This window comes from Shewanella sp. ALD9, from assembly GCF_002836315.1.
Classification (GTDB): Bacteria; Pseudomonadota; Gammaproteobacteria; order Enterobacterales; family Shewanellaceae; genus Shewanella.
In genome coordinates, this window is record NZ_PJCD01000044.1 from 1 (window position 1) to 25308 (window position 25308).

General features: G+C 41.7%; 26 protein-coding genes and 1 tRNA gene. 5 read left to right on the forward strand and 22 right to left on the reverse strand.

Annotation, left to right across the window (positions count from 1 at the left end; translation table 11 throughout):
• Window positions 1–381: 381 nt before the first annotated feature.
• The 3 genes from CXF88_RS20830 (at window position 382) to rimI (ending at window position 1661) form a co-directional block, all read left to right on the forward strand.
• Window positions 382–458, forward strand: a tRNA-Trp gene (locus CXF88_RS20830).
• Window positions 459–841: 383 nt separating this feature from the next.
• Window positions 842–1216 (forward strand): hypothetical protein, encoded by a 375-nt coding sequence (locus tag CXF88_RS20835; protein WP_101088692.1) that lies wholly within the window; start codon window positions 842–844, stop codon window positions 1214–1216.
• Window positions 1203–1661: a ribosomal protein S18-alanine N-acetyltransferase gene (gene rimI / locus CXF88_RS20840; RefSeq protein WP_101088693.1), complete on the forward strand. Its 459-nt coding sequence runs from the start codon at window positions 1203–1205 to the stop codon at window positions 1659–1661. The genes CXF88_RS20835 and rimI overlap by 14 nt, the downstream gene beginning before the upstream one ends.
• A 74-nt stretch (window positions 1662–1735) precedes the next feature.
• On the opposite strand, the gene lipA is transcribed toward rimI, so the two are convergent.
• The 14 genes from lipA to leuS all read right to left on the reverse strand — a co-directional run bounded on the left by lipA (window position 1736) and on the right by leuS (window position 16038).
• Window positions 1736–2701 (reverse strand): lipoyl synthase, encoded by a 966-nt coding sequence (gene lipA, locus CXF88_RS20845; protein ID WP_101088694.1) that lies wholly within the window; start codon window positions 2699–2701, stop codon window positions 1736–1738.
• Window positions 2701–3351 carry a lipoyl(octanoyl) transferase LipB gene (lipB, locus tag CXF88_RS20850; RefSeq protein ID WP_101088695.1) on the reverse strand — a complete coding sequence of 217 codons (651 nt, stop codon included), beginning with the start codon at window positions 3349–3351 and terminating at the stop codon, window positions 2701–2703. The genes lipA and lipB overlap by 1 nt, the downstream gene beginning before the upstream one ends.
• Window positions 3352–3454: 103 nt before the next feature.
• The gene (ybeD, locus tag CXF88_RS20855; protein WP_011636177.1) at window positions 3455–3721 is read right to left on the reverse strand and encodes a DUF493 family protein YbeD; all 267 of its coding nucleotides are present in this window, start codon (window positions 3719–3721) and stop codon (window positions 3455–3457) included.
• Between the two features lie 155 nt (window positions 3722–3876).
• Window positions 3877–5088, reverse strand: coding sequence for a serine hydrolase (locus tag CXF88_RS20860; protein WP_174839651.1), 1212 nt, complete (start codon window positions 5086–5088; stop codon window positions 3877–3879).
• A gap of 153 nt (window positions 5089–5241) precedes the next feature.
• Window positions 5242–6054, reverse strand: a complete 813-nt coding sequence (locus CXF88_RS20865) for a septal ring lytic transglycosylase RlpA family protein (protein ID WP_101088696.1) — start codon at window positions 6052–6054, stop codon at window positions 5242–5244.
• A complete protein-coding gene (gene mltB, locus CXF88_RS20870) occupies window positions 6044–7015 on the reverse strand; it encodes a lytic murein transglycosylase B (RefSeq protein ID WP_242445224.1) in 972 nt (323 codons plus the stop codon). Before mltB ends, CXF88_RS20865 begins: the two co-directional genes overlap by 11 nt.
• Before the next feature lie 56 nt (window positions 7016–7071).
• Window positions 7072–8178, reverse strand: a complete 1107-nt coding sequence (rodA, locus tag CXF88_RS20875) for a rod shape-determining protein RodA (RefSeq protein WP_041413366.1) — start codon at window positions 8176–8178, stop codon at window positions 7072–7074.
• Complete coding sequence (mrdA, locus tag CXF88_RS20880; RefSeq protein WP_101088698.1) at window positions 8175–10031, reverse strand: penicillin-binding protein 2; 1857 nt, start codon at window positions 10029–10031, stop codon at window positions 8175–8177. The genes rodA and mrdA overlap by 4 nt, the downstream gene beginning before the upstream one ends.
• A 129-nt stretch (window positions 10032–10160) precedes the next feature.
• Window positions 10161–10631, reverse strand: coding sequence for a 23S rRNA (pseudouridine(1915)-N(3))-methyltransferase RlmH (gene rlmH / locus CXF88_RS20885; protein WP_101088699.1), 471 nt, complete (start codon window positions 10629–10631; stop codon window positions 10161–10163).
• The gene (gene rsfS, locus CXF88_RS20890; RefSeq protein ID WP_011636184.1) at window positions 10631–10960 is read right to left on the reverse strand and encodes a ribosome silencing factor; all 330 of its coding nucleotides are present in this window, start codon (window positions 10958–10960) and stop codon (window positions 10631–10633) included. The genes rlmH and rsfS overlap by 1 nt, the downstream gene beginning before the upstream one ends.
• Before the next feature lie 161 nt (window positions 10961–11121).
• On the reverse strand, window positions 11122–11757 hold the full coding sequence (gene nadD / locus CXF88_RS20895) for a nicotinate-nucleotide adenylyltransferase (RefSeq protein ID WP_101088700.1): 636 nt from the start codon (window positions 11755–11757) through the stop codon (window positions 11122–11124).
• A 21-nt stretch (window positions 11758–11778) separates the two neighbouring features.
• Entirely contained in the window at window positions 11779–12813 is a 1035-nt protein-coding gene (holA, locus tag CXF88_RS20900; protein ID WP_101088701.1) for a DNA polymerase III subunit delta, read from the reverse strand.
• Window positions 12813–13307, reverse strand: coding sequence for an LPS assembly lipoprotein LptE (gene lptE, locus CXF88_RS20905; protein ID WP_059744816.1), 495 nt, complete (start codon window positions 13305–13307; stop codon window positions 12813–12815). Before lptE ends, holA begins: the two co-directional genes overlap by 1 nt.
• 139 nt (window positions 13308–13446) lie before the next feature.
• Window positions 13447–16038 (reverse strand): leucine--tRNA ligase, encoded by a 2592-nt coding sequence (leuS, locus tag CXF88_RS20910; RefSeq protein WP_101088859.1) that lies wholly within the window; start codon window positions 16036–16038, stop codon window positions 13447–13449.
• Window positions 16039–16158: 120 nt separating this feature from the next.
• On the opposite strand from leuS, the gene CXF88_RS20915 reads away from it, so the two are divergent.
• The gene (locus CXF88_RS20915; RefSeq protein WP_101088702.1) at window positions 16159–16659 is read left to right on the forward strand and encodes a zinc ribbon-containing protein; all 501 of its coding nucleotides are present in this window, start codon (window positions 16159–16161) and stop codon (window positions 16657–16659) included.
• 16 nt (window positions 16660–16675) lie between these two features.
• Here CXF88_RS20915 and CXF88_RS20920 read toward each other — a convergent pair whose 3' ends face one another.
• The 8 genes from CXF88_RS20920 to CXF88_RS20955 all read right to left on the reverse strand — a co-directional run bounded on the left by CXF88_RS20920 (window position 16676) and on the right by CXF88_RS20955 (window position 23700).
• Window positions 16676–16966, reverse strand: a complete 291-nt coding sequence (locus CXF88_RS20920; RefSeq protein ID WP_174839650.1) for a DUF6482 family protein — start codon at window positions 16964–16966, stop codon at window positions 16676–16678.
• A gap of 111 nt (window positions 16967–17077) precedes the next feature.
• Window positions 17078–17590, reverse strand: a complete 513-nt coding sequence (locus CXF88_RS20925) for a prepilin-type N-terminal cleavage/methylation domain-containing protein (protein ID WP_101088703.1) — start codon at window positions 17588–17590, stop codon at window positions 17078–17080.
• 12 nt (window positions 17591–17602) lie between these two features.
• On the reverse strand, window positions 17603–19165 hold the full coding sequence (lnt, locus tag CXF88_RS20930) for an apolipoprotein N-acyltransferase (protein ID WP_101088704.1): 1563 nt from the start codon (window positions 19163–19165) through the stop codon (window positions 17603–17605).
• Window positions 19166–19168: 3 nt separating this feature from the next.
• The gene (gene corC / locus CXF88_RS20935) at window positions 19169–20047 is read right to left on the reverse strand and encodes a CNNM family magnesium/cobalt transport protein CorC (protein ID WP_101088705.1); all 879 of its coding nucleotides are present in this window, start codon (window positions 20045–20047) and stop codon (window positions 19169–19171) included.
• A gap of 45 nt (window positions 20048–20092) precedes the next feature.
• Complete coding sequence (ybeY, locus tag CXF88_RS20940) at window positions 20093–20563, reverse strand: rRNA maturation RNase YbeY (protein ID WP_101088706.1); 471 nt, start codon at window positions 20561–20563, stop codon at window positions 20093–20095.
• A complete protein-coding gene (locus tag CXF88_RS20945) occupies window positions 20560–21624 on the reverse strand; it encodes a PhoH family protein (protein WP_101088707.1) in 1065 nt (354 codons plus the stop codon). Before CXF88_RS20945 ends, ybeY begins: the two co-directional genes overlap by 4 nt.
• Window positions 21625–21785: 161 nt before the next feature.
• The gene (gene miaB / locus CXF88_RS20950) at window positions 21786–23210 is read right to left on the reverse strand and encodes a tRNA (N6-isopentenyl adenosine(37)-C2)-methylthiotransferase MiaB (protein ID WP_101088708.1); all 1425 of its coding nucleotides are present in this window, start codon (window positions 23208–23210) and stop codon (window positions 21786–21788) included.
• Between the two features lie 82 nt (window positions 23211–23292).
• The gene (locus CXF88_RS20955) at window positions 23293–23700 is read right to left on the reverse strand and encodes a hypothetical protein (protein ID WP_101088709.1); all 408 of its coding nucleotides are present in this window, start codon (window positions 23698–23700) and stop codon (window positions 23293–23295) included.
• A 228-nt stretch (window positions 23701–23928) separates the two neighbouring features.
• Between CXF88_RS20955 and CXF88_RS20960 the strand changes: the two genes are divergently transcribed.
• The gene (locus CXF88_RS20960) at window positions 23929–25152 is read left to right on the forward strand and encodes an FAD-dependent monooxygenase (RefSeq protein WP_197708485.1); all 1224 of its coding nucleotides are present in this window, start codon (window positions 23929–23931) and stop codon (window positions 25150–25152) included.
• Window positions 25153–25308 lie beyond the last annotated feature (156 nt).

The window sequence follows — 25308 nt, forward strand, 5'->3', positions numbered from 1 at the left end:
GATGAGAATACAGAACAGGTTTATCCCCCTCTCTATAGGATTAATAGGTGCGATTATTATTACCTATTGCGCTTAATATTATGGAACTGACGAGGTCATTTTTGCTCGATTGTTCAATGATTCGATTCTAAATTTCAGATCAGATTATCAATTGAACGTAATTGTGTTCTTGTTGTCGACTTCCATATTTGGACTATCAGTTTCTACACTTAACCATGAAATCGTAGAAATTAACCAATGTCCGAGCCATTTTATAAATGCATAATCTACTCATTAATCGATTAGATTAGCTAACTTGTTTGAAAAAACTGCAATTGAGCGCTTTATTTAAAAAAGTACTTTACCTTTGGAGGGGCTTTTAGCATAATGCCCCTCGTCAACAGGGGTGTAGTTCCAATTGGTAGAACAGCGGTCTCCAAAACCGATGGTTGCGAGTTCGAGTCTTGCCACCCCTGCCAAATTTAGAAGGCCTAGCAGAAATGCTAGGCCTTTGTCTTTTGTACTATTCACAATGTCTCTCATTTACTTTCATACAGACAATCCATATTTGTTTCTCTTCGATCAAACTAGCTACATAGTCGATTTCGTTTCTTAATGTGAAACACTCATTTTGACATCTTGTGCTAGCTAGTATTTTGTCGTCATAAGTCATATTTTATAATCGAAAATGTTTGGTCTACTATTTTTCGACAATTCAAGCATTCATTAAATTCGCTATGACTGTGATTTTGTCGTTTTAAGCCTTGCGACAAATAAGGCTTAGTTTTTTTGGTTAAATTACCTTAAACCTTATTTAGTTAACTGCTATGCTGGTTGAAGTATCCTTGTTTTTGAGAGTTCGATGGATAAATCTGCTTTTTTAGATGCGATGAATATTACTCGCTGGCTCAGTGCTGATAAACCGTTAAAGCCTTACTTAGTGTTGCATGATCTCGATGCCGATTTATCTGATCAAACGTTTATCCATGATGTATTGCGTTTATTAAACGTTGATATTGAACAGTGCGAGTTTGATTGTGAAATGATTAAAGGACCACAGGTGATATGGGATATGCGTAAGACAAAAGTTCGTCCTCGTGTTGCTTGGGTTGTAAGTGCGCCGCTAACAGACCTTCATGCACTTGTGGATGAAAAACGTCATTTATGGCAGCAAATTTCTCAACATTTAGACAAAACCCAGCAATTAAGTAAAGGCCTGACCAATGAACAACACTGATGGTCACTTAATTGTCCCCCTTGGCGTTGAGCATGTTACTGCAATGGCTAGTATTGAAAATCAAGCTCATATTCATCCTTGGTCAGAAACTGGCTTAAAGGAGTGTTTTGGGCCTTTATATCGCGTTTTGGGCATTAAGCTGCAAGATGGTTTGTTGGGTTTTGCGATAGTACAGCAAATTATAGATGAGGCGACGTTACTCGATATTTGTGTCGCACCAGATAAACAAGGCTCAGGGTTTGGCTCGTTATTAATGCAGCAATTGATTGATGATGCGAAAGATGCGGGTGCAGTTGTGCTGATGTTAGAAGTTCGTCAGTCCAATGGGGCGGCAAAATACTTATATGAGAAAGTCGGTTTTATTGAATCAGGCAGGCGTAAAAACTATTACCCTACCGATGATGGTTATGAAGATGCCATTTTAATGGATTTGGCATTGAGTTAATTTTTTGCGTGATTCAATTGAATACAAAAAAACAGCGCTAATAGAGCGCTGTTTTTTATTCGGGCGAAGTAAGATTACTTAACTTCTTTACCTTGAGCTTGTAAGTCTGCGTGGTAGCTTGAACGAACAAGTGGGCCACAGGCTGCATGAGTGAAACCAAGTTCATCAGCTAAGGCTTTCAATTCATCAAATTCGGCAGGTGGAACATAGCGTTCAACAGGTAGGTGGAATTTAGATGGTTGTAAGTATTGACCAAGCGTGAGCATTTCCACGTTGTGGGCGCGTAAATCTCGTAATACTTCGGCTATTTCTTCGTTAGTTTCACCTAGACCCATCATTAAACCAGACTTAGTCGGGATCGTTGGGTGACGCTCTTTAAAGCGTTTAAGTAGATCTAATGACCACTGATAGTTAGCGCCTGGACGTGCTTTGCGGTAATGAGCTGGAGCCGTCTCAAGGTTGTGATTAAATACATCAGGAGGCTCGGTCGCTAAAATATCTAAAGCGGCATCGATACGACCTCGGAAATCAGGAACCAGAGTTTCAATCTTGATTTCAGGGTTTAATAAACGAATTTCGCGAATACAGTCAGCGAAATGCTGTGCACCACCATCACGTAAATCATCACGGTCAACAGAAGTAATCACCACATACTTTAACTTCATGTCTTTAATCGTTTGAGCCAGTTTTTTAGGCTCGTCAGAATCCGCTTTGAGTGGGCGACCATGGGCCACATCACAAAAAGGGCAACGACGGGTACAGATTGCACCTAAGATCATAAAGGTTGCTGTGCCGTGGTTAAAACATTCTGCTAAGTTTGGGCAAGAGGCTTCTTCACAAACTGAGTGTAATCCGTTTTTACGTAATGCCGCTTTTATCTCGAGAATACGTTGATTTGACGCGGGTAATTTTACTCGTAACCAATCCGGTTTACGCAGCATAGTTTCGCGCTCTGATGGCACGACTTTTACAGGAATTCGTGCGACTTTATCGGCATCACGTAATTTGACACCTGGTTGTAATCTTTCAGGCCTATTCATTATTCTGCTAATCCTTGATGATGTACAAGTTGTTGGTAGCCCATAATTTGGCTAAAGGTTTGGATTAATTTATCGCCAGCTTCAAGCACAGTTTGTGGACCACCTAATGCTTTACATTGCACCATTTCTAAACCCGCATATCCGCAAGGATTGATACGCTGAAACGGGGCTAAGTCCATATCGACATTTAATGCTAAGCCGTGAAAAGAGCAACCTTTACGGATGCGTAATCCTAAAGAGGCAATTTTTCGTTCTGTTACATAAACACCAGGAGCGTCAGCTTTTGCGTAAGCATTAATAGCGTAACAAGCGAGCATGTCAATAATACTTTGCTCAATATTGTTCACTAATTGACGAACGCCTAGTTTATTACGTTTGATGTCGATAAGTGGATAAACCACTAATTGTCCTGGGCCGTGATAAGTAACTTGGCCACCACGATCGACTTGAATAACCGGAATATTACCAGGGTTGAGTATATGCTCGCTTTTACCTGCTTGGCCTTGGGTAAATACTGGTTGATGCTCAACAATCCAAAGTTCATCTTGGCTGTCGCTATCGCGAGTGTCAGTATATTCCTGCATTGCATGCCATGTCGATTCATAGTCTTGCATGCCAAGATGGCGGATGTGCAGTGTTTGTGCTTGCAAGGGCAACGTCTCCCCCAGATAAATTGTGTGTGTCCATCGAGTCAATGGATGAATTCTTGAGTATTATACTCAAGTTTATGAGTAAAGATGACTCTTTTGACTCTTACAGTACGCGTTTTACACCTTCAATTGCGGCAAGATCAATATACGCTTTTTCAATATGTTCTTTGCTGGTAACAGTAATACGGATGGTTACTGAATAGTAACTGCCTTTACTTGATGCCTTCACGCTTGGAACATAATCACCGGGAGCAAGTTGTTGCGCTACAGCGACAACACGATCGGCTAAGGTATCGTCAGCATCACCAATCACTTTAAAAGGGCACGAATTAGGAAATTCCATCACTTGGTCAAACGTTGTATTTAACATTAACTTACTCGATTCTGTTTTGGTGTTACTAATATGGTGGCAATTATACCCGATTCAAGCCCGGTAGATCTTAAAAAGTTAAAGCCGCTGATTAGGCGGCTTTAATTAGTTGATTCACTAATAGTTTCATTAGTGAATCATGTCAATCTGAATAATTACTCAAACCAACTGGCAAACATTTGTTTAAAGTAATCCATTAACTTACTGAACATACCGCCTTCTTGAACTTCATTCAATGTCACTAGCGGGAATTGAGCAATGTCTTTTCCATCAAGCTGGAAAAAGACGCGACCGACGGTTTCGCCTTTAGCAAGTGGGGCTGTTAGTGGCTTAGTTAATTCAAAGTTAGCTTGTAAATCTTTTGCTTTACCACGGCTAATAGTAATAGGGGTATCGGTCATCACACCGAGATCAACTGTGTCTCTGTCGCCATACCAAATTTGTTGAGTTACGAAGGTATCGCCAGCTTTGTATGGTGTAATCGTTTCGAAAAAACGGAAACCATAGTTGAGTAGTTTCTTACTCTCAGCTTTACGTGCAGATTCACTCGATGTGCCCATCACAACACTGATAAGACGCATGCCTTCGCTGGTGCCTGAAGATACTAGGTTGTAGCCTGCACCTGATGTATGACCAGTTTTAATACCATCAACGTTTAAGCTTTTATCCCATAACAAGCCATTACGGTTATATTGCTTAATGCCGTTATAGGTAAAAGACTTCTCTGAATACACTTTATATTCTTCAGGTACATCACGGATCAGCGCGGCACCTAAAATGGCCATATCATAGGCTGTCGTTTTGTGATTTTCTGAATCTAAACCATGAGAGTTTTCAAAGTAGCTGTCTTTCATGCCTAATTGCTTAGCCCATGAATTCATTAAATCAACGAATGCACCTTCTGTCCCGGCAATATGCTCAGCCATAGCAACACAGGCATCATTACCCGATTGAATAATAATACCGCGGTTTAAGTCGTGTACTTTGACGGTTTTACCCACTTCAATGAACATTTTAGATGAATCAGGGAAATTCTTTGCCCACGCGTTCTTGGTAATGGCTACATCATCATCTAATGAAATATTACCAACGCGGATTTCATGGCCAATAACATAGCTGGTCATCATTTTTGTCAGACTTGCTGGGTTTAAACTTTCGTAGGCATTTTCTTCAGCAATAACTCTGCCAGAATTATAATCCATTAGCACGTAAGCTTTAGCAGCAACACTAGGCGCGTCTGGTGTCACCATAGGTGCGCGATTGGGTGTAGGACGTATATCTGGTTGTGGCGTTGCTGCGATTGAAGAAAAACAGACAACAGATGCAAAGAGCATCGTTGTTAATTGAGCAGTTTTGGAAGTCATCATGAAGTTAGCACGTCTCTAGTTAGTCGAAGAAAAGACAAAGATCAATTGGTATATTTTTTCGATTATACATTAGTAGGCAACCATTTCGCATTAAGGTTCATTCATCCAATGTAAATGAAGCTTAATGTTACTCTGTATCACCAGTATTATGGCTTACGGTACGATAAAGCTTTGTGGATAACCATCTGTTTGCACACGATCGAGCAATTTATTGGTTAGATGAATTTGTCTGATCGGGCCCAACTGTAATCTGTGCATGCCATTTATAGATGTCACGCGAGAATTAACGGCGTATTTGGTTTCTAACTGTTTGGCTAACATATTAATACGCAGTTTATCTTGCGACGCTGCAACTTGAATAAAATGATTGTCGTCATCTTTTAAATCGCTTATTACTCGCTCTTCTGGTGAGGGAATGTAAACGGTTTCAATAGCGACTTTTGCGGTTCCTCTGGCCAGCATGCCTAAGTGGTAAGCCGCAGCATAAGATAGATCAATCACTCGACCATGATGAAATGGTCCGCGGTCATTTACCCTAACAATAATTTGTTTATTGTTGTCTAAATTGGTCACTTTGACATAACTGGGTAAGGGCAGGTTTTTATGCGCTGCAGACATAGTGTACATATCATAAGTTTCGCCATTAGAGGTTAAATGACCATGAAACTTTGAGCCATACCATGATGCATGACCTTGCTCTTTAAATCCCTTTCCGCTGTCGAGCACTTGATAGCTTTTGCCTAATACGGTGTAGTTACGATTACCTTGTCTGCTATAAGGTTCGTATTTAGGTTGGGCGTTTTTAACCAAGCTCACGTCTGGTGCGTCATCAGGATAACGATCGTTAGCCATTTGATAGCGGCTTTTTTTTCCTGAAGAAGAGTTTTTAGCATCATTTGACGAGCAGCTAATGAGAAAGACACTGCTAAAAATGATTAATAAGATGAAACGGTAATTAATGACCATGTTGATTTACCGATTTATGATGAGCGTTAAGTTGTTGGCTAAACTGATAAACCGCCATGGCATATAATGGGCTGCGATTATAGCGAGTAATCACATAAAAGTTTTTAAGCCCGAGCCAGTATTCAGTGCTTTCAGCTTGATCTAGTTTAATTAACAATGCAGCTTGTGACGCATCAATATCTTGATTATCTGCCAAGCTTAATGATGGGCTAAGAATGTCTGATACCTTATAGTGAAGCTTTTCTTTGGTCCATACCTTCGCTTTAGGCGCCGTGCTTGAGGTGTGATTTAGCAATAACGCTACAGGTTGGCCTTTTTGCCAACCGTGTTGATGAAAATAGTTAGCTACACTGCCAATTGCATCAGCTTTGCTGGTTAATAAATCTCGTCGACCGTCACCATCAAAATCCACAGCGTAATGGCGGTAGCTAGATGGAATGAATTGACCGTAACCCATTGCGCCAGCATATGAGCCTTTTAAGGTGTCATTATCGAGTTTTTCTTCTTTAATCAACGACATTAAATTGGCATATTCACTGCGAAAGAACGTTGCCCGTGGTGGGTAATGAAAGCCCAGCGTGTACAGGGCATCTTGCACACGATAATTGCCTAAGTAACCACCATAGAATGTTTCAATGCCAATGATCGCCACAATAATTTGTGGGTCAACGTTAAACTTCTTAGCTGCTTTATCGATGGTCTGCAGATTTTCTTGCCAAAACTCTAGCCCTTTTTGCAACCGTTTATCGGTTAAAAAAATAGGATAATATTGGTACCAAGGTTTCGCTTCCCAAGGCTTTGATATCGCGTCAATAATGGTTTGGTCGAAGCTTGACGATGCTAAAAACTGCTCGACTTCTTGTTGCTTAAATCCTTGTTTTACTTGTTCGGCAATAAAGGTTTTCTGTAACGCTTGAGTATCAGTTTCGGTCACTGCATTTGCCTCAAAAACAGCACTCATAAGTAATGCTAAGCTGGCGATTTGAACGGTTATTTTTGTCATGGTTAACGTTAATCCTATCTATCGACAAATCGTCTGTGGGTGTGAATGCTCATTAAAATACCAAAACCTGTCATTAAGGTCAGCATCGAGGTTCCACCATAACTTATTAGCGGTAAAGGTACACCAACCACTGGTAGGATGCCTGATACCATACCTATGTTAACAAAAACATAGACAAAAAACGTTAGGGTGATACTCCCTGCTAATAAGCGTGCAAAACTAGTCTGCGCTCGTGAAGCGATAACCAGACCTCTGCCAATGACAAATAAATACATTGCCAGTAACACTAAACTGCCAATTAATCCGAACTCTTCGCCAATTACAGCAAAGATAAAGTCGGTATGTCGCTCTGGTAAAAACTCTAATTGTGATTGCGTCCCATCAAGCCAACCTTTGCCCCAAAGCCCACCAGAACCAATGGCAATTTTAGATTGGATAATATGATAACCCGCGCCGAGAGGATCTTGTTCTGGATTAAACAAGGTTAATACTCGAGTACGCTGATAATCGTGCATCAAGAAAAACCACAATACGGGTAAAAAGATCAAAATCGCAGTAACAAAGCCGCCGACAATTAGCCAGCTCATGCCAGATAAAAACAACACAAATACTCCAGAAGCTGCGACCAAAATAGAGGTGCCTAAGTCAGGTTGTTTAGCAATGAGTAATGTTGGAATAAGTAGAATAATAACGCCACCGGCCAGATATCGCTTTTTGGGTGGCAGCGGGAACTTACTGATATACCACGCCATGGTGATGGGGAAGGCTAGTTTGATGAGTTCCGATGGTTGGAATTCCATAAATCCTAAGTTTAGCCAGCGCTGGGCACCTTTATTAATGGTGCCGAACAGTTCAACACCGATGAGTAACGCTACCCCAGCAAGATAAATAGGCAAAGCCCAACGCCTGAGTATTTCAGGATTGATTTGTGCAAAGCAAAACATGACGCCTAACGACAACGCCATACGCACAAGTTGACGCTCCATCATCGCAGGGTCTTCGCCACTGGCAGAATAAATCACAAAAAGGCCAAAGCTCATTAAGATAACGATGCCGATGAGTAATGGCACATCTAAGTGTATTTTTTGCCAAAACGATTTTTGATATGCATGATTATTCACGGTTTTACCGCCCATTCGTCTCGTAAAATATACTCATCGAGCAAGGCTCGAGCTAGCGGGCCAGCATTGGCGCCACCCCAGCCGGCGTTTTCTAATACCACAGCCAAAACAATACGAGGGTTTTCGTAAGGAGCGTAAGCAACAACTAATGCATTATCGCGTAAGTGTTCTGCGATAGTGTTGGCATTATATTTTTGATCTTTAGCTACGCTAAATACCTGTGCAGTACCCGTTTTCATTGCTGCAGTATAGGTTGCATCGGTAAAGCGAGATTTATCAGCAGTTTGGCGCATAGCTTCATTGATGATGTCCCAATTACGAGGGTCTTTAAGCTCTATTGGTACTTGCTCATCAATCGGCGAATCAATTTTAACGGTACTATTTTTAAATGATTTTAATAGATGAGGCGTAAAGCGCTTGCCTTTATTTGCCATGATAGTCACCGCATTAGCAAGCTGTAGAGGAGTAGTGGTCCAATATCCTTGGCCAATACCGACCGAAATTGTATCGCCGTTATACCAAGGTTGGTTGTAACGCATTCTTTTCCAGTCTCGAGATGGCATTACGCCATCTGATTCTTCAAAAATATCAATGCCAGTACTTTTGCCAAAACCAAAGCGATCCATAAATATGGCCATTCTATCGATGCCAACTTTATAGACGAGGTCATAAAAGAAAATATCACAAGAGTCGACAATGGCATGATAGATATCTACCCAGCCATGGCCCCATTTTTTCCAGTCGCCCCATTTGCGATCGACGCCTGGCATTTGCCAATAGCCTGGATCCCAAATCCGCGTGCGTTCGCTTATGATTTTTTCTTCTAACCCAAGTAATGCAACATGCGGTTTGATGGTTGACGCAGGAGAGTATTGCCCTTGGGTTGAACGATTTATTAATGGCCGCGACTTATCGTTTAACAGCTCATTATAAGCTTTAGAACTAATGCCGTGAACAAAGGGGTTTGGGTCATATGATGGGCTTGAAATCATGGCTAAAACACCGCCATCTCTAGGATCTATAGCCACAACGGAGCCTTTGCGGCCATCTAAAAGCTCCATGGCCTTCTGCTGTAGTTTGAGATCTAACGTGAGATAGATATCTTGTCCTGGTGTTGGCGGAGTCACTTTAAGCGTGCGGATCACTCTGCCACGATTATTGACCTCTTCTTCGAGGTGACCAGGGGTACCATGAAGTAAACTTTCATAAAATTTTTCAATACCTTGCTTACCAATATCTTTGGTTGCAGCATAGTTTTTCCACTGACTGCTTTTTTCAAGTAAGGCTTTATCTCGGCTATTAATTTTGCCGACATAACCCAATACATGAGTCATTAGCGCATTAAAGGGATAATGACGCTTAAGACCTGCTTCAACATAAATACCAGGAAATTTATATTGATTAACACTAAAGATGGCGACTTGTTCGTCGGTTAATTTACTTTTAATGGTTAACGGCTTAAACCGGCGATGAAACTTTAAGGTTTCAGTGATGCTTTCGCGCTCATCTTCTGAGAGTTCAATGAAGGTGTTAAGCTCGTCCAAAGTCGCGGTAATATCATCGACTTTTTCTGGAATAAGTTCTAAAGAATAATAAGGTTGGTTTTCGGCTAATAGTACGCCATGACGGTCATAAATTAACCCTCTGCTAGGCGGAGTCGGAACCACACGGATACGGTTATCATTTGAACGAGTTTCATAGTCTTTGTAAGAGACAACTTGAAGATGATAAAGATTCGAAAATAAGATGCAGAGTAGAAAGAATACGCAAATAAAAGTGAATAATGCACGGCGTTTAAATAGCGCGGCCTCTGCGGCGTGATCATGCATGGTAATGCGCTTATTTGGCGACACTTATGCTATCCCCGTCTTTACCAAATGGAAGGTTGAATTATAAAAGGTCACAGTATCAGCTGATGAACATGAAAAAAAGAGTTGCATGATAATCATTATCGATAAGCTTAGTTATTCATGCGACTGAGTTTATTCTCTGTGATACGGATGATTGTTATTGACGCTCCAAGCTCGATATAGGCTTTCTGCCACAATAACCCTAACCAAAGGGTGAGGTAAGGTCAGGGCAGATAAACACCAGCTTTGGTTGGCCGCCTCTTTACAAGCAGGTGAAAGTCCTTCTGGGCCACCAATAAGTAAGCTGACATCTCTACCATCGAGTTGCCACTTTGTCATTTGCTCGGCAAGTTCTGGTGTTGTCCAGTTTTTACCGGGTAAATCTAGGCTGACAATGTGGTTACCTTTTGCTACTGCCGCTAGCATTAATTCGCCTTCCTTATGTAAAATTCGGGCGATATCAGCATTTTTCCCGCGTTTCCCTGCTGGGATTTCGATGAGTTCCAAAGCCATATCTCTAGGGAAACGGCGTTGGTATTCTTCGAAGCCTCGGGTTACCCAATCGGGCATTTTGGTGCCAACGGCAATAAGCTGTAACTTCATTAGACGCTGTGTTCAGACCAAAGTTTTTCAAGCTCGTAGTAATCACGAGTTTGTTCTTGCATCACATGCAAAATCACTGAGCCTAAATCAACTAATACCCATTCACTGCTGTCACGACCTTCGACCCCAAGAGGTTGCACGCCAGCATTTTTTGCTGACACGATTACGTGCTCACCAATAGATCGAACGTGTGTTTTTGATGTACCAGTACAAATGATCATAGTGTCGGTAATGGTTGACCGCTTAGATACATCTATAACAGTAATATTTTTTGCTTTTAAATCATCGACTTTGTCGATAACGAAATCTTTTAGTTCGGTGCCTTGCACTCGAAGTACCTCATAAGTAAAAATTAACGGAGTATTATACTCAAATTCACTGTTGATGCGCAATTAAGCAAGGCTAAACAACGATAGATTTAATTTTGTGTCCAATGCAGAGTTTACCCATAATCATAAAAATTGAGTTAATAACTGTGCGGTTTATTGTGTTAGCGATAGAGCTGATGTTGGCGAATATATTCGGTTGTTGTTTGAGATAAAACTGTGCTGATATCAATGTTTTGAGCTAACTGCTGACGTATTTCAGTTGAAGAAATATCGACTAACTGGCTGTTGATAGTGAATATTCTGCCATTTTTAGCATGGGAAGGCGAGTCAAGATAGTCTGCGGTTGCTTGTCTGAATAATAATTCTTTGGTCATTTCGCTGTGGGTGTCCATTGCCCAACCAGGGCGTTGACACAATGCAATATGGCACAGATTAAACAATGATTGCCATTGATACCACAATGGTAATTGAACAAATGAATCCATGCCCATAATGAAAAAGAATTCATCATCAGGATACTGTTGGGTGAGTAATGTGAGCGTAGTGACGCTGTAAGAGGGGGTGTCGCGATTGATTTCGATATCACATAGCTTAAATTCTGGGTACTGCTGGCAAACTAACTTCACCATTTCAAGCCGGTGATGAGTACTCACTACGGTAGTATTTTTATGTGGGGGTATATGATTGGGCATTAGCCAAATCTGGTCTAAATGAAGTTGCTGTTTTACATCTAGTGCAGGATTGATATGTCCTAGATGGATAGGGTCGAAGGTGCCACCCAAAATACCGATACGCATTCGCTGTCCTTACTTTTTGTCTCAGTCAGTTAATTCAATATGAGCTAAACGGTTATGTGCTCGTGGATCAAATAAAATGCATAAATGGCTGAGACCAATCCAATCTTCAAGCCCTTTTTGTTTGAGATTTAATTCTAATTTAGACGCAAATGCGAGCATATGTTCGATATGATCTAAATCTAATCGCGTTATTGCTGCTTGATAAAGCGGTTTACGCTTATCCCAAATTCGGTGTTGGCTCCAAAGTTTGCTCAGTTGCTCGCCATTATGGACGGCCAGTTTTAAGGTGAGCAGCAAATTTATCTCTTTGAATAAAGCCCACATTAAAATGGGCATTGCAGTGCCTTCGGCCTGCAATTGAGCCAGCATGTGCTGTGCATGTTTTTGATGGTTACCTAGAATGGCATCACAGAGTTGAAACACACTGAAACGAGATTGGTCTTCGAAATATTCACTGAGTTGTTCTGGGGTAATATTTTGCTTAGGACTGAGCAGTTGTAGCAATTGCATCGCTTGTTCAGCCGCCAATAAGTTACCTTCAAATAGCGTAAATAACATGGCTTTTGCATCATGGTGAACTGTGAGTTCATAATGAGTAATACGACTGTCTAACCAGCGTTCAAACTGTTTACCTTCAGGCGTGGTGCAGGGTAGGTATATACCTTTGGCATCGAGTGATTTAAACCATTTGCTATTGGTTTGCTCTGCACTGGCTTTGGGGCCTTGGATAATCAATAACATATCTGGATTAGGGTGTTGCAACAGCGTTTGAAATGCTGCGGCTCCCTCTATGCCAGGTTTACCTTGCGGCAGGGTTAACTCAATAATCCGTCGGCTGGCAAATAAGCTCATTGCTTGCCATTCTTGGACTAAATCTCCCCAGTTAAAACCGGTTTCTTGGCTTAACTGTACCCGCTCTTCAAAGCCTTGTTTTTTAGCGGCGTTGAGGATCAATTGTTTACTGTTTTCGATTAACCATGGGTCATCACCAAACAGTAAAAAACATTGCGGTAGCGGTTTGAGATGTTGTTTGAGTTGATCAGGATAAACCCGCATTACTCTGCCCCGATTGACGCCAGAGTCTGGATAATATAATCGGCTGCCTGTACGCGCATCTCTTTAACCAACAACTCCATTTCACGGCTTTTTGCTAATGCAGTACGAGGATCATCTTGATAATCTCGACGGATTTCAGTATCAAAATCTTGTGGCTCTTGTCCTGGTAAAGTAACCGAATAATGCACTAAGTAAATCAGCTCATATTCTGCAACATTTCCTGTGGGATAAAGTGACAGTGTGGCACGTTCGAGAGAGTCGTTAATTAACCGTAACGTAGGTGTTTTTTCTGCTGCATCGACAAGGCTAATACGGTTGATCCGTAATCTGTCACGAACTAAGCGAGTTAACTCACTGTATTCATCGCTGCTGCTTAAATGCAATTCGGCCAATTCGGCAGGGATGGAGTAACTGCGTTGGAGTTTGAAGCCGCATCCTGCAGTGGTCAGTAGCACCAATGTCATTATGGCTAAACAGATTTTTTTGGCTAGCATAGTGAGGGGAGGCATCCTTGTTTATTTGCATGGTTAAATAAATAACTTACCGCGGTGTACCCGCGGTAAGTTATAACACTGAAGCGTTAACGTTATCACCCTAATTTCGGAGGCTGACGAGCCTCCTCATTAAGACAACTTAGTTAGCAACAATACTTAATAGTTTGCCGGGCACGTAAATGACTTTACGAACCGTTAACCCTTCAGTGTGTTTTTGTACGTGCTCATCACTCATGCCTAATGCTTCTACATCTTCTTTTGATGCATCAGCAGCAACAGTAATTTTTGCGCGAACCTTTCCGTTTACTTGTACCACAATGAGCTTGCTGTCTTCGACTAACGCAGACTCATCGACTTCAGGCCAACGGCTATCTTCAATATCACCTTCGTTACCTAGCTCATTCCATAACGTAAACGTCATATGCGGAACAATAGGGTAAAGCAAACGCGTTACTGCAGACAAAGCTTCAGCAAGTAATGCTCGATCTTGAGCCGTTTCTTGTGAGGCTTTCAGTAAATGGTTCATTAGTTCCATTACTGAGGCTACAGCGGTGTTAAACATTTGACGACGTGCAATGTCATCGCTGACTTTGGCAATGGTCTTATGTAATTCACGACGCAATGCTTTTTGATCGGCATTTAATTTGCTGGTATCTAATGGGTCAGTTTTACCTGCTGCAACATGATCGCTAGCCAATTTCCAGAAACGTTTAATGAAGCGATGTGCTCCTTCAACGCCAGACTCTTGCCATTCCAGGGTTAATTCTGGTGGCGAGGCAAACATCATGAATAAACGTACGGTATCAGCACCGTACTTTTCAACCATAACTTGTGGATCGATACCGTTATTTTTCGATTTAGACATCTTACTCATACCAGTGTAAACCAGTTCATGACCTTGATTGTCTATCGCTTTAATAATGCGGCCTTTGTCGTCTTTTTCTACCACAGTCACTTCTAAAGGTGATACCCAAACTCGGGCACCTTTTTCGTTGGTGTAGTAATAAGCATCTGCTAATACCATGCCTTGAGTCAGTAATTGCTTTGCGGGCTCATCACTGTTGACTAAGCCAGCATCACGTAGCAACTTATGGAAAAAGCGGAAATACAATAAATGCATACAAGCGTGTTCGATACCGCCAATATACTGATCTACTGGTAACCAGTAGTTAGCTTTAGCAGGATCTAACATTTCGTCTGCGTGAGGGCTACAGTAACGGGCGTAATACCACGATGATTCCATAAAGGTATCAAAGGTATCTGTTTCGCGCATTGCAGGCTGACCATTGACTGTGGTTTCTGCCCAAGCTTTATCAGCTTTGATCGGACTTTGAATACCGTCCATCACCACATCTTCTGGCAAAATAACTGGCAGTTGATCTTCAGGCGTTGGCACAACAGTACCATCTGCGAGGGTCACCATTGGGATAGGAGCACCCCAGTAACGCTGACGAGATACACCCCAGTCACGTAAACGGTAGTTTACTTGACGCTTGCCTTTGCCTTCTGCAGTTAATCGAGCATCAATGGCTTCAAAAGCCGCTTGAAAGTCTAAACCGTCAAGCTCTGGGAAAGTGTCTCCAGAATTAAATACGATACCTTTTTCGGTGTAGGCTTCTTTGCTGACGTCTACTTCGCCATCTACTGGCTTAATGACCGCTTCAATCGCAAGCTTATATTTAAGCGCAAATTCATAATCGCGTTGATCATGAGCAGGTACCGACATTACCGCACCCGTGCCGTAATTCATCAATACAAAGTTAGCTACCCAAATAGGTACTAACTTGCCACTAATAGGATGAATAGCTTGTAAACCGGTTGCTACGCCTTTTTTCTCCATCGAAGCCATCGCAGCTTCAGTGGTATCAGCATTTTTACATTCTTCTAAAAATGCGGCTAACTCAGGGTTATTCAATGCAGACTGTTCAGCTAAAGGATGACCTGCTGCAATAGCTACATAAGTCACGCCCATTAACGTATCTGGGCGAGTGGTGTAGATGTCAAACGAGGCATCACTGTCAGCAACGGCAAAGGTCATTTCAATACCTTCACTGCGGCCAATCCAGTTGCGTTGCATGGATTTAACCTGCTCAGGCCAGCCATCTAACGTGTCGATGTCGTTAAGTAATTCTTCTGCGTAATCGGTGATTTTAATAAACCACTGAGGAATTTCTTTCTGAATCACTTCAGTATCACAGCGCCAGCAGCAACCATCTTGTACTTGCTCGTTTGCGAGTACAGTTTCATCGTTTGGACACCAGTTTACTGATGAGGTTTTTTTGTACACTAAACCTTTGGCATACAACTGAGTGAAAAACCATTGTTCCCAACGATAGTACTCAGGGGTACAGGTAGCGATTTCACGACTCCAGTCATAACCAAAGCCTAATAGCTTAAGTTGGTTCTTCATGTAGTCGATATTTTCGTATGTCCACGGTGCCGGCGAGGTCTTATTATTGATCGCGGCATTTTCTGCAGGCAGACCAAATGAGTCCCAACCAATCGGTTGCAAAACATTTTTACCTTGCAAACGTTGATATCGTGCCACTACATCGCCTATTGTGTAGTTACGGACGTGGCCCATGTGAAGACGACCTGAAGGATACGGAAACATTGAAAGACAATAGAATTTCTCTTTGCTTTCATCTTCAGTAACTTCAAAGGTTTTATGTTCGTGCCAGTGCTTTTGCACTAAGGCTTCAATTTCTGAGGGATTATATAGCTCTTGCATCAATCTATTTCCGGCCATGCCGCCCATTGTTTGATCTAACGCTCAGCAGCGAGATTTATAACTGCATAGAATAAACCAGAAGTGATCTATTAAAAAGGTGCGTATTAAGGAGTATTACTTATGAGTGGAAAAAGTTCAGCACTATTAGCCTTATATCAGTCACTATTCGAACAGGTGAAAACCTCGTTTGAGCAAGATAACTCATTGACTGCTAAAAGTTTGTTTAAGTCAGTGACCCAGGGTAAAGAGTATTTAAAACTAAAATCTCATGCAGATGAAGAAGAGCTCGCTTTAGTAGAAGAATTTTTAAAGCGTGACATTGCAGCCTTCTTAAATGAGGAAAATGCCGATAATTTGAGTTTTAGTCCGATGGTTATTGGGATTGAGAATACATTATGGCAGTGGTTGAGCGAAATAACTGATCGTAGCCAAGTGGAGTGGCATGAACTTTTACAAGATTTTAAACATCATGGTGTTTATAAGTCTGGGGAAATTATTAACCAAGGTAAACTGACCTGCGATAAATGTGGTCATCAAATGCAAATCGATTTTCCTGGGGTCATCCCCGACTGCCCAAAATGTGATTATAATGAGTTTTCAAGGGAGCCGTTAACACCATAACCAGCTAAGTGAATACTTAAAACTCTACTCGGTAATGGTAGTGACTCGTACTGCTGTTACCGATCATTTCATCATACGCTGTCTGAATTTCTAGCATGGCATAATGAATGCCTTGTTGTTTCAATAACACTTCAGCTTGTTTGATTGAGTTGAAACTCAGCTGTTTCCCTGCTTTATTGCGAACACTGTAAAAATTTCCCAGCAGATCTTTAACACCGAGCAAATAATGATTTGAGTCGGCATAACTAATAATCGTTGGATGTTTAGTTTGTTGGGATATGGCTAATTTTATTTCAAATAGTTGCATCGTAATCTTCACCAATAGTTGTTTACCCAAGACATTACGAAGCAAGCTGAAGCTTAGTTTATATTGATAGCTTATTTTTAACATCTAAATGCATTTAAAGATGGTTGTAGATTAGCAACCACTGACTACAGTTTGATATTGGGGTGCTGTATTTGCATCTGCGGCTTGAGTGTAAGAAAAGTAACAATTGTCATTGATGACCTGGCCATTATCATCTTTATCATATCCGATATAAGTAATAGCAATTCCTTGATATTGAATGGTAAAAGCGTCATCTACAACGATCCATTTTTCGATGTCCGTGTTGTCTAAATAGCCCCATTTCAACCGAGTTTCAAATACTCCGTCGTTGTCGATATCAATATCGATTAAGTCATCGCGGTTTGTGACGGCTTGCACTCGTAAACTCGTCATTTTTGAACGGGCATACACCAGAGTATTGGCTGTTTTAATGCTGCCCATGAGGCCCGATAGGGTGCGCTGTCTTGCTTCGGTACTCAAGCCAATAAATTTAGGTGCTGCAACCAGCGCTAGAATGCCTAAAATAATGATGACCACAATCAACTCTATTAAGGTAAATCCTTTTGAGAGAACCTGTGTTTGGAGTCGAATCGATTGTGACATCAAATTGTCCTGTTATTTACGTAAGACGTTTCTGACACCAAATAACACTAATAAACCGCACAGTATGAGTAAGGGGAATTGACCTATTTTTCTAAACCAAGTTTCACCTTGATAAAGTGCAATATTGGTTACTAACACCCCAGTTTCAAACTGCGGGATAGCATCGGTAATTCGTCCATGCGGATCAACGACTGCAGTAATGCCATTATTGGTACCACGCAGAAGAGGTTTACCCATTTCAATGGCACGCATTTGGGCTATTTCCATGTGTTGTAATGGCCCGTTAGATGCGCCAAACCAAGCGTCGTTTGATACTGTGAGTAGCATATCTGTTTCATTTGTAACGCTTGCTCTTACTTGCTCTGGAAAGGCAATTTCATAACAAATCGCCGGCGCTACATGATAACCCAGTGCAATTAAATTAGGTTGAGTGTAGTCACCACGTTGGAATGATGACATTGGTAAATTAAAAAACGGTGCAATAGGGCGTAATAAATCCCCTAATGGCACGAACTCACCAATTGGCAGTAAATGATGTTTCTTAAACTCGTTGGTGCCACCGGCAATATAGTCAGCACTTTGTTGCTGTTTCTGATGGTGATTACCTAATACGATTAATGAGTTATAAAAATCATTTTGCTGGTGGCTAATAATGCCTGTAATAATCGCAATGTTATTCATATTGGCGACTTGATTGGCATTCAATAAAAAGTCTTCCACCATGGCTTCTGGTGCAGGAATGGCAGCTTCTGGCCAAATAACGATATCGACACTAGAGGCATCATCAAATTGCTCACGGGTTAGATCCATGTATTTAAGCATGGTTGGCCACAATGCATCGGGCTCCCACTTCATACTTTGGGGAATATTACCCTGCACTAATGCCACTTTAACTGTTTTACCACTGGCTGATATTGGGTTGAGTTGCGGTGCCGCCCAAGCGCTTAATGCCAAGATAGGTAATATGATTAACACTGGGAATACTCGCTTTTGTGTTAACAGCATCAGTGAGCCTGCAACTAAAGCCACCACAAAGCTCAGTCCTAACGCACCAATAAAGCTGGCAAATTCACTAAGAGGCCCTAATGTTTGGCTGTAGCCAGCCCAAATCCAAGGGAAACCTGTCAGTACCCATCCTCTTAACCATTCAGTTAGCACCCATAATGCTGGGAATAATCCTAGATAGGTAAAGTAAGGATTTAAGGAGTGCTTAGCTGTGCGTGATAACTTGCTGAGCAAGTATCCTGTTATTGCGGGATAAATTGCCAGATACAGTGCCAGTAAAGCCATTAAGGTTATCGACACAACAATGGGCATGCCACCAAAGGTATCAATACTGACATGCACCCAACTAATGCCAATGGCAAAGCAGCCAAAACCGAAACTAAGCCAGTAATACAAACTTTGTTTGGCGGTTAATGTATGACTCTGCCATAGGGCAAAACTCAATGCTAAAGGAAATATGGCCCAAATTTCATAAGGCGCAAACGAAAGTGCCGTACTGGCGCCAGCAATAAATGCCGTCACCAGACGAACAATACTCAAAGAAGAGTGTAAAGGTTGAGTTTTTAGCACGATTTAGTCGTCGAATTCTTCACTAATATTAGGGTCAGGGAGTTTAACACGAAGTTGCACCAAGCGGCGGTTATCTGCGTTAATGACTTTGAACTCGATATTGTTGATGATAATGCTTTCATTACGTTCTGGTAAATGGCCAAATGCATGCGACACCATACCACCGACAGTATCGAACTCTTCATCACTGAAGTTGGTACCACAGGCATCGTTGAAATCTTCAATTTCAGTCAGCGCTTTTACCATGAACACCGTGTTACTGAGTTTTTTGATTTCGGTATCTTCAACTGAATTATGGTCAAATTCATCTTCAATTTCCCCGACAATTTCTTCGAGAATATCTTCAATAGTGACTAGGCCTGACACTCCACCATATTCATCGACAACAATCGCCATATGGTAGCGCTGCGAGCGGAATTCTTTGAGCAGTACATCGACTCTTTTACTTTCAGGAACGACCACGGCAGGTCGAATCACTTGGGCAAGAGTAAAAGATTCATCAGATTGTTTAAATCCGTATTTGATCAAATCTTTAGCCAGTAAAATGCCTTCAATATGATCTTTGTCTTCATTAACAACAGGGAAGCGAGAGTGACCTGAATCCATGACGATTTCTAAAAACTCATCGACGGTCGAGTCTATTTGAATGGTAACAATTTGCGATCTTGGGATCATGATGTCGCGCACACGAAGGTCGGAAACCTCTAATACACCTTTAATCATTTCGCGAGTATCTTCGGTGATGAGGTCACGCATTTCTGCACCGGCGATGACATCAACTAAATCTTCGCGATTTTGAGGTTCGCCCTGAAATAATTGGTTAATTTTATCGAACCAGCTCTTCTTGTGGGCGTTTGTACTCGGGGGGATATCGTCACTCATAATATTTACCTAAACAGGGTTATCTATAAGATATACCTTGTTTATTTATGCTTCCTTATAGGGATTGTCAAAACCTAAGCCTTCAACAAGTTGGGTCTCTAATGACTCCATCTCATCGGCTTCTTCGTCGATAATATGGTCATAACCCAGCAAATGCAAGCTACCGTGTATGACCATGTGTGCCCAGTGTGCGATTAGCGGTTTATTTTGCTCAATTGCTTCTTGTTCCACCACTGGTGCACAGATAACGAGGTCACCCAATAATGGCAATTCAACTTCAGGCGGCGCTTCAAACGGAAACGACAATACGTTAGTTGGTTTGTCTTTACCGCGATAAGTTGAATTGAGCTGCTGACTCTCGGCAATATCAACAATACGAATGGTTAACTCGACTACTGGCATTGTTTGGCCAATAGCCGTTCGAACCCAAGTTTCAAACTCAGCTTGTGTCGGTAAATGTGGATTATCGACTGCAATTTGCAGGTCGAGATCTAATGATATCCCTTGCTGGCTCATTGATCACTTTCCTCTTTATCTATTAGCTGACGTTTCTGCTCACGTTCACGATAAGCTTGTTCTTTGATGGTTTTTTGGATTTGCTCTTGTTGCTCGAATGCTTCATACGCTTCAACGATACGAGCAACAACAGGGTGGCGGACCACATCTTGGGCAATAAAGAAATTAAAGCTGATCTCAGATACTTCACTGAGAACCTCAATGGCGTGACGTAGGCCTGATTTTTGGCTACGAGGTAAATCAATTTGAGTAATGTCGCCAGTGATCACCGCACGAGAATTAAACCCAATACGGGTTAAGAACATTTTCATTTGTTCAACTGTGGTGTTTTGGGCTTCATCTAAAATAATGAAAGCATCATTGAGAGTCCGGCCGCGCATGTAAGCGAGCGGGGCGACTTCAATTACGCCGCGTTCAATCAGTTTTTCAACCTTCTCAAAACCCATCATCTCAAATAAGGCATCATAAAGTGGGCGTAGATATGGATCTACTTTTTGGCTTAAATCGCCCGGTAAAAAACCGAGTTTCTCGCCGGCTTCAACCGCAGGACGAGTTAATAGAATACGACGCACTTCTTGTCGCTCATACGCATCAACCGCCGCTGCAACAGCAAGGTAAGTTTTACCTGTACCAGCAGGGCCAATACCAAAGCTGATGTCGTGACGAGTGATATTATGCATGTACACACTTTGATTTGGTGTACGAGGCTTAATCACACCACGCTTAGTTTTTATATGGATGCTACTGTCGTCGGAGTCTTGCTGTGCTTCAAGGTTAATGGCTTCTTGAATGGCTAAATGCACTACATCAGGTTCTAAGTCTGGCGTGCTGCCTTTTACGGTTTGGGTTTCAATGTATAACTGACGCAGCAAGTTATTGGCATTGAGCGCATTACGTGGCAGTCCAACAATAGTGAAGTGGTTATCTTTATGAACAATCTCAACACCTAATCGGCGCTCTAGCTGTTTGATGTTGTCATCAAATGGGCCACATAATGACACGAGGCGGCGAGTATCTGAAGGTTCTAGATACAAATTCATGGTAGTGACTTTAGTGGTCAAATAAGGCTCCAGGTTTTGGTATTGGACAACAAAATATATGCCATTTAGTAATAATGACAGTTTACGAGTCTCTGTATCGAATTACCATAATATGACTAATTTTAGGCAAAATTAAAGGCGGACAAGCCGCCTTTAATATCATCTTAAGCAACAAACATGAATTACGGCTTAAAGTGGGTCACACCTAATGCGTCATCTTGCTTGTGTTTAGCCATAATATCAGCTGGTTGTAAACTGCGACGTAAATCCATTTCATCTTCACCACGGACAAATTCGCCGCGTAATGAGTTGGTATAAACATCAACAATTTTCACATCAACGAAACTGCCGATATGAGTGTGGGCGGCTTCAAAGTTAACAACTCGACTGTTTTCAGTACGACCGCGAAGTTCCATTGGATTCTTTACCGATGGACCTTCTACTAAAATACGTTGAACCGAGCCTAACATATGACGGCTATAACGCATTGCTTGTTGCGTAATGCGCTCTTGTAAAATCGCTAAACGCTGCTTCTTTTCTTCGTCGCTAACATCATCAGGCAAATCTGCCGCAGGCGTGCCTGGGCGAGCGCTGTAGATAAAGCTAAAGCTGTGGTCAAAACCAACATCTTCAATCAGTTTCATGGTATCAGCGAAATCTTGTTTAGATTCGCCAGGGAAACCAATAATAAAGTCTGAACTGATTTGAATATCAGGACGAGCTTTACGCAAGCGACGAATAATCGACTTGTATTCAATTGCCATGTGACCGCGTTTCATTTGGGTCAAAATACGATCAGAACCCGATTGCACCGGTAAATGCAGGAAGCTCACCAATTCAGGCGTGTCTTCATACACATCGATAATGTCTTGGGTGAATTCAATTGGGTGGCTAGTGGTAAAACGTAGACGGTCGATACCGTCAATTGAGGCCACTAGGCGCAACAATTCCGCAAAGGTACATATCTCATCATCATGAGTTGCACCGCGATATGCGTTAACGTTTTGACCTAATAAATTGACTTCACGTACACCTTGGGCGGCTAATTGAGCCACTTCAAGAATAACGTCATCTAACGGACGGCTGACTTCTTCACCACGAGTATAAGGTACCACGCAGAAAGAACAGTACTTACTGCAACCTTCCATAATTGACACGAACGCGGTTGGACCATCAGCGCGAGGCTCAGGAAGACGATCGAACTTCTCAATTTCTGGGAAACTGATATCAATCACGGCTTTTTCGCCACGTTGAATTTGTTCAATCATCTCAGGTAAACGATGCAATGTTTGTGGACCAAAGATAATATCAACGCATTGAGCGCGATCTTTAATTGCTTTACCTTCTTGCGAGGCAACACAACCACCGACCCCAATAATTAAATTAGGATTTTTATCTTTTAAAGATTTCCAACGCCCTAGCTGATGGAATACCTTCTCCTGTGCTTTTTCACGAATAGAGCAAGTATTAAGCAGCAGAACATCTGCTTCGCTTGCGTCCTCGGTCAAGGTATATCCTTGATAGTCGTCTAATAAATCGGCCATCTTTGATGAGTCATACTCATTCATTTGACAGCCCCAGGTTTTAATATGAAGTTTTTTACTCATCAGTGCTCGCCAGTAAATCACAGTAAAAATAGCGCGACATTTTACCTGTTGTCAGGCGGTCTGGCTAGCACTAGTGCAAGTTTCACTCATTTGAATCTAAACTTTGTAATAGCCTTGAAAATTGTAATGATTTATCGTTGGTGTTAAACGTGATGGATTGAGCGGAGTAAAAACCAAATTTCGCGGCCATTTGGCGACTTTGTTGCTGGACTTGAACGAGATTGCTTTGGCTTAAATCGCGATTAAAGCTGAGCAACATTTCCGTGGTTTGTTGATATAGGGCATAATCGAATGCATTACGATATGTCACGGTAATGGTTTCAATGGAACCTATATTTGTTGCGTCCGGAGTGATTAAATTATTTTTGGGGTTATTGGCACTGGCTTTAGTCGACAGTATTAATGCGCAACTTATGATTGTGGTGATCAAAACTGTGGCGATTAAACCATAGCGAATGTAATGGCGTACAAATTGATGGTGACGGTTCATGATGCCCTCTCTTGATTACGTAAAGTGGATCAATTAATCAGACAGTCACAGTATATAAAATCGTTTATTGATTGATTTTTGTTCATTGTAAGCAGATGTAGGTAAAAGCCGTTATAGCAACATTTGGTCATGCTTTAGCTCTTATTAGACATATTTATACATATATTGACCTCTATTCACTGTCATATTAAACAGAAACTCATCTCACTATTTATGGATGCCAACACAATGCAAGATGCTTCATTCACATCAACGAACACCACTGGTCACACTAATCATTATGATGTTGTCGTTGTTGGCGGAGGAATGGTCGGTGCAGCAGCAGCGATTGGATTAGGTCAGTTAGGGCTCAGTGTTGCAGTGATTGAATCTCGCCAACCGCAACCTTATGAACCTGAGCAGCCTCTAGATGTACGAGTTTCGGCAATTAGTGTGGCATCTGAGCAATTGTTAGCGCGACTTGGCGTTATGGATGAGCTGCTAACCATGCGTCATGTGCCATATACTGGTTTAGAAACATGGGAACTTGATGGCTGCCTTACTGCATTTAGCGCCGAACAAGTTGGCCAGCCGCACTTAGGCTATTTTTTTGAAAACCGTTTAATTCAATTAAGCCTATGGCAACAAATTCATCAAATGGACAACATCACCTTACTGTGTCCAGCTAAAGTGATGCAGTTTTCGCGTTTAAGAGATGGTCATCAAGTCGGTGTTTTGCTGGATAATGGCGATATGCTTACTACAACATTACTTGTTGGTGCCGATGGGGCTAACTCGCAAGTGCGCCAATGGGCTGGTATTGGGGTGACAGGTTGGGATTATGCCCAATCGGCAATGTTAATCAATATAAGTACTCAAACTCCTCAGCAATCAATTACCTGGCAGCAATTTACTCCAGCAGGGCCTAGAAGCTTACTGCCGCTTCCTGGAAATAATGCTTCGTTAGTGTGGTATGACGATGCCAATCGAATTAAACAGTTATCTCAACTGAATGATCGACAACTTGCTGAACAAATCAGGCTGCATTTTCCGTCGAGATTAGACCCTAATTTTACTGTTGAAAATCGCGGTAGTTTTCCATTAACTCGGCGCCATGCACAACAATATTATCAAGATAACCTGGTTATTATTGGCGATGCAGCTCACACGATTAATCCATTAGCTGGCCAAGGCGTTAATATTGGTTTTAAAGATGTCGATGTGCTGGTGGCTCAAATTGCTAATGCTATTGGTAATGGTAAAACATGGTGGCATGCGAGTGTATTAAAGCATTATCAGCAAGCGCGATATTATGATAATCAATTGATGATGACTGCAATGGATGCTTTTTACGCTGGTTTTAGTAACAATTTATTGCCATTAAAATTACTGCGTAATGGCGCGTTAAAACTGGCCAATATCGACTCACCGCTAAAACGTAAAGTATTGAAGTACGCGCTTGGGCTGAATTAAACTATCGGTTGGCGATATGTGCCATTTGTTAGCTAGGCTTACTACGCAATAAACATGACTTCTATAAAGAGTCGTCAACCGTAAAGCATGAGTGGCTTTGAATGATTACATTATGAGTGAAATTGGTATAAAATGCCGCGTTTTGCATCATGTGTA

Excerpts from the sequence above, each read along its gene's own strand:
- CXF88_RS20835 (WP_101088692.1), top strand. The coding sequence starts at position 842 with ATGGATAAATCTGCTTTTTTAGATGCGATGAATATTACTCGCTGGCTC.
- rimI (WP_101088693.1), top strand. The coding sequence starts at position 1,203 with ATGAACAACACTGATGGTCACTTAATTGTCCCCCTTGGCGTTGAGCAT.
- lipA (WP_101088694.1), bottom strand. The coding sequence starts at position 2,701 with ATGAATAGGCCTGAAAGATTACAACCAGGTGTCAAATTACGTGATGCC.
- ybeD (WP_011636177.1), bottom strand. The coding sequence starts at position 3,721 with ATGTTAAATACAACGTTTGACCAAGTGATGGAATTTCCTAATTCGTGC.
- CXF88_RS20860 (WP_174839651.1), bottom strand. The coding sequence starts at position 5,088 with ATGATGACTTCCAAAACTGCTCAATTAACAACGATGCTCTTTGCATCT.
- CXF88_RS20865 (WP_101088696.1), bottom strand. The coding sequence starts at position 6,054 with ATGGTCATTAATTACCGTTTCATCTTATTAATCATTTTTAGCAGTGTC.
- mltB (WP_242445224.1), bottom strand. The coding sequence starts at position 7,015 with ATGAGTGCTGTTTTTGAGGCAAATGCAGTGACCGAAACTGATACTCAA.
- rlmH (WP_101088699.1), bottom strand. The coding sequence starts at position 10,631 with ATGAAGTTACAGCTTATTGCCGTTGGCACCAAAATGCCCGATTGGGTA.
- nadD (WP_101088700.1), bottom strand. The coding sequence starts at position 11,757 with ATGCGTATCGGTATTTTGGGTGGCACCTTCGACCCTATCCATCTAGGA.
- holA (WP_101088701.1), bottom strand. The coding sequence starts at position 12,813 with ATGCGGGTTTATCCTGATCAACTCAAACAACATCTCAAACCGCTACCG.
- lptE (WP_059744816.1), bottom strand. The coding sequence starts at position 13,307 with ATGCTAGCCAAAAAAATCTGTTTAGCCATAATGACATTGGTGCTACTG.
- leuS (WP_101088859.1), bottom strand. The coding sequence starts at position 16,038 with ATGCAAGAGCTATATAATCCCTCAGAAATTGAAGCCTTAGTGCAAAAG.
- CXF88_RS20915 (WP_101088702.1), top strand. The coding sequence starts at position 16,159 with ATGAGTGGAAAAAGTTCAGCACTATTAGCCTTATATCAGTCACTATTC.
- CXF88_RS20920 (WP_174839650.1), bottom strand. The coding sequence starts at position 16,966 with ATGCAACTATTTGAAATAAAATTAGCCATATCCCAACAAACTAAACAT.
- CXF88_RS20925 (WP_101088703.1), bottom strand. The coding sequence starts at position 17,590 with ATGTCACAATCGATTCGACTCCAAACACAGGTTCTCTCAAAAGGATTT.
- corC (WP_101088705.1), bottom strand. The coding sequence starts at position 20,047 with ATGAGTGACGATATCCCCCCGAGTACAAACGCCCACAAGAAGAGCTGG.
- ybeY (WP_101088706.1), bottom strand. The coding sequence starts at position 20,563 with ATGAGCCAGCAAGGGATATCATTAGATCTCGACCTGCAAATTGCAGTC.
- miaB (WP_101088708.1), bottom strand. The coding sequence starts at position 23,210 with ATGAGTAAAAAACTTCATATTAAAACCTGGGGCTGTCAAATGAATGAG.
- CXF88_RS20955 (WP_101088709.1), bottom strand. The coding sequence starts at position 23,700 with ATGAACCGTCACCATCAATTTGTACGCCATTACATTCGCTATGGTTTA.
- CXF88_RS20960 (WP_197708485.1), top strand. The coding sequence starts at position 23,929 with ATGCAAGATGCTTCATTCACATCAACGAACACCACTGGTCACACTAAT.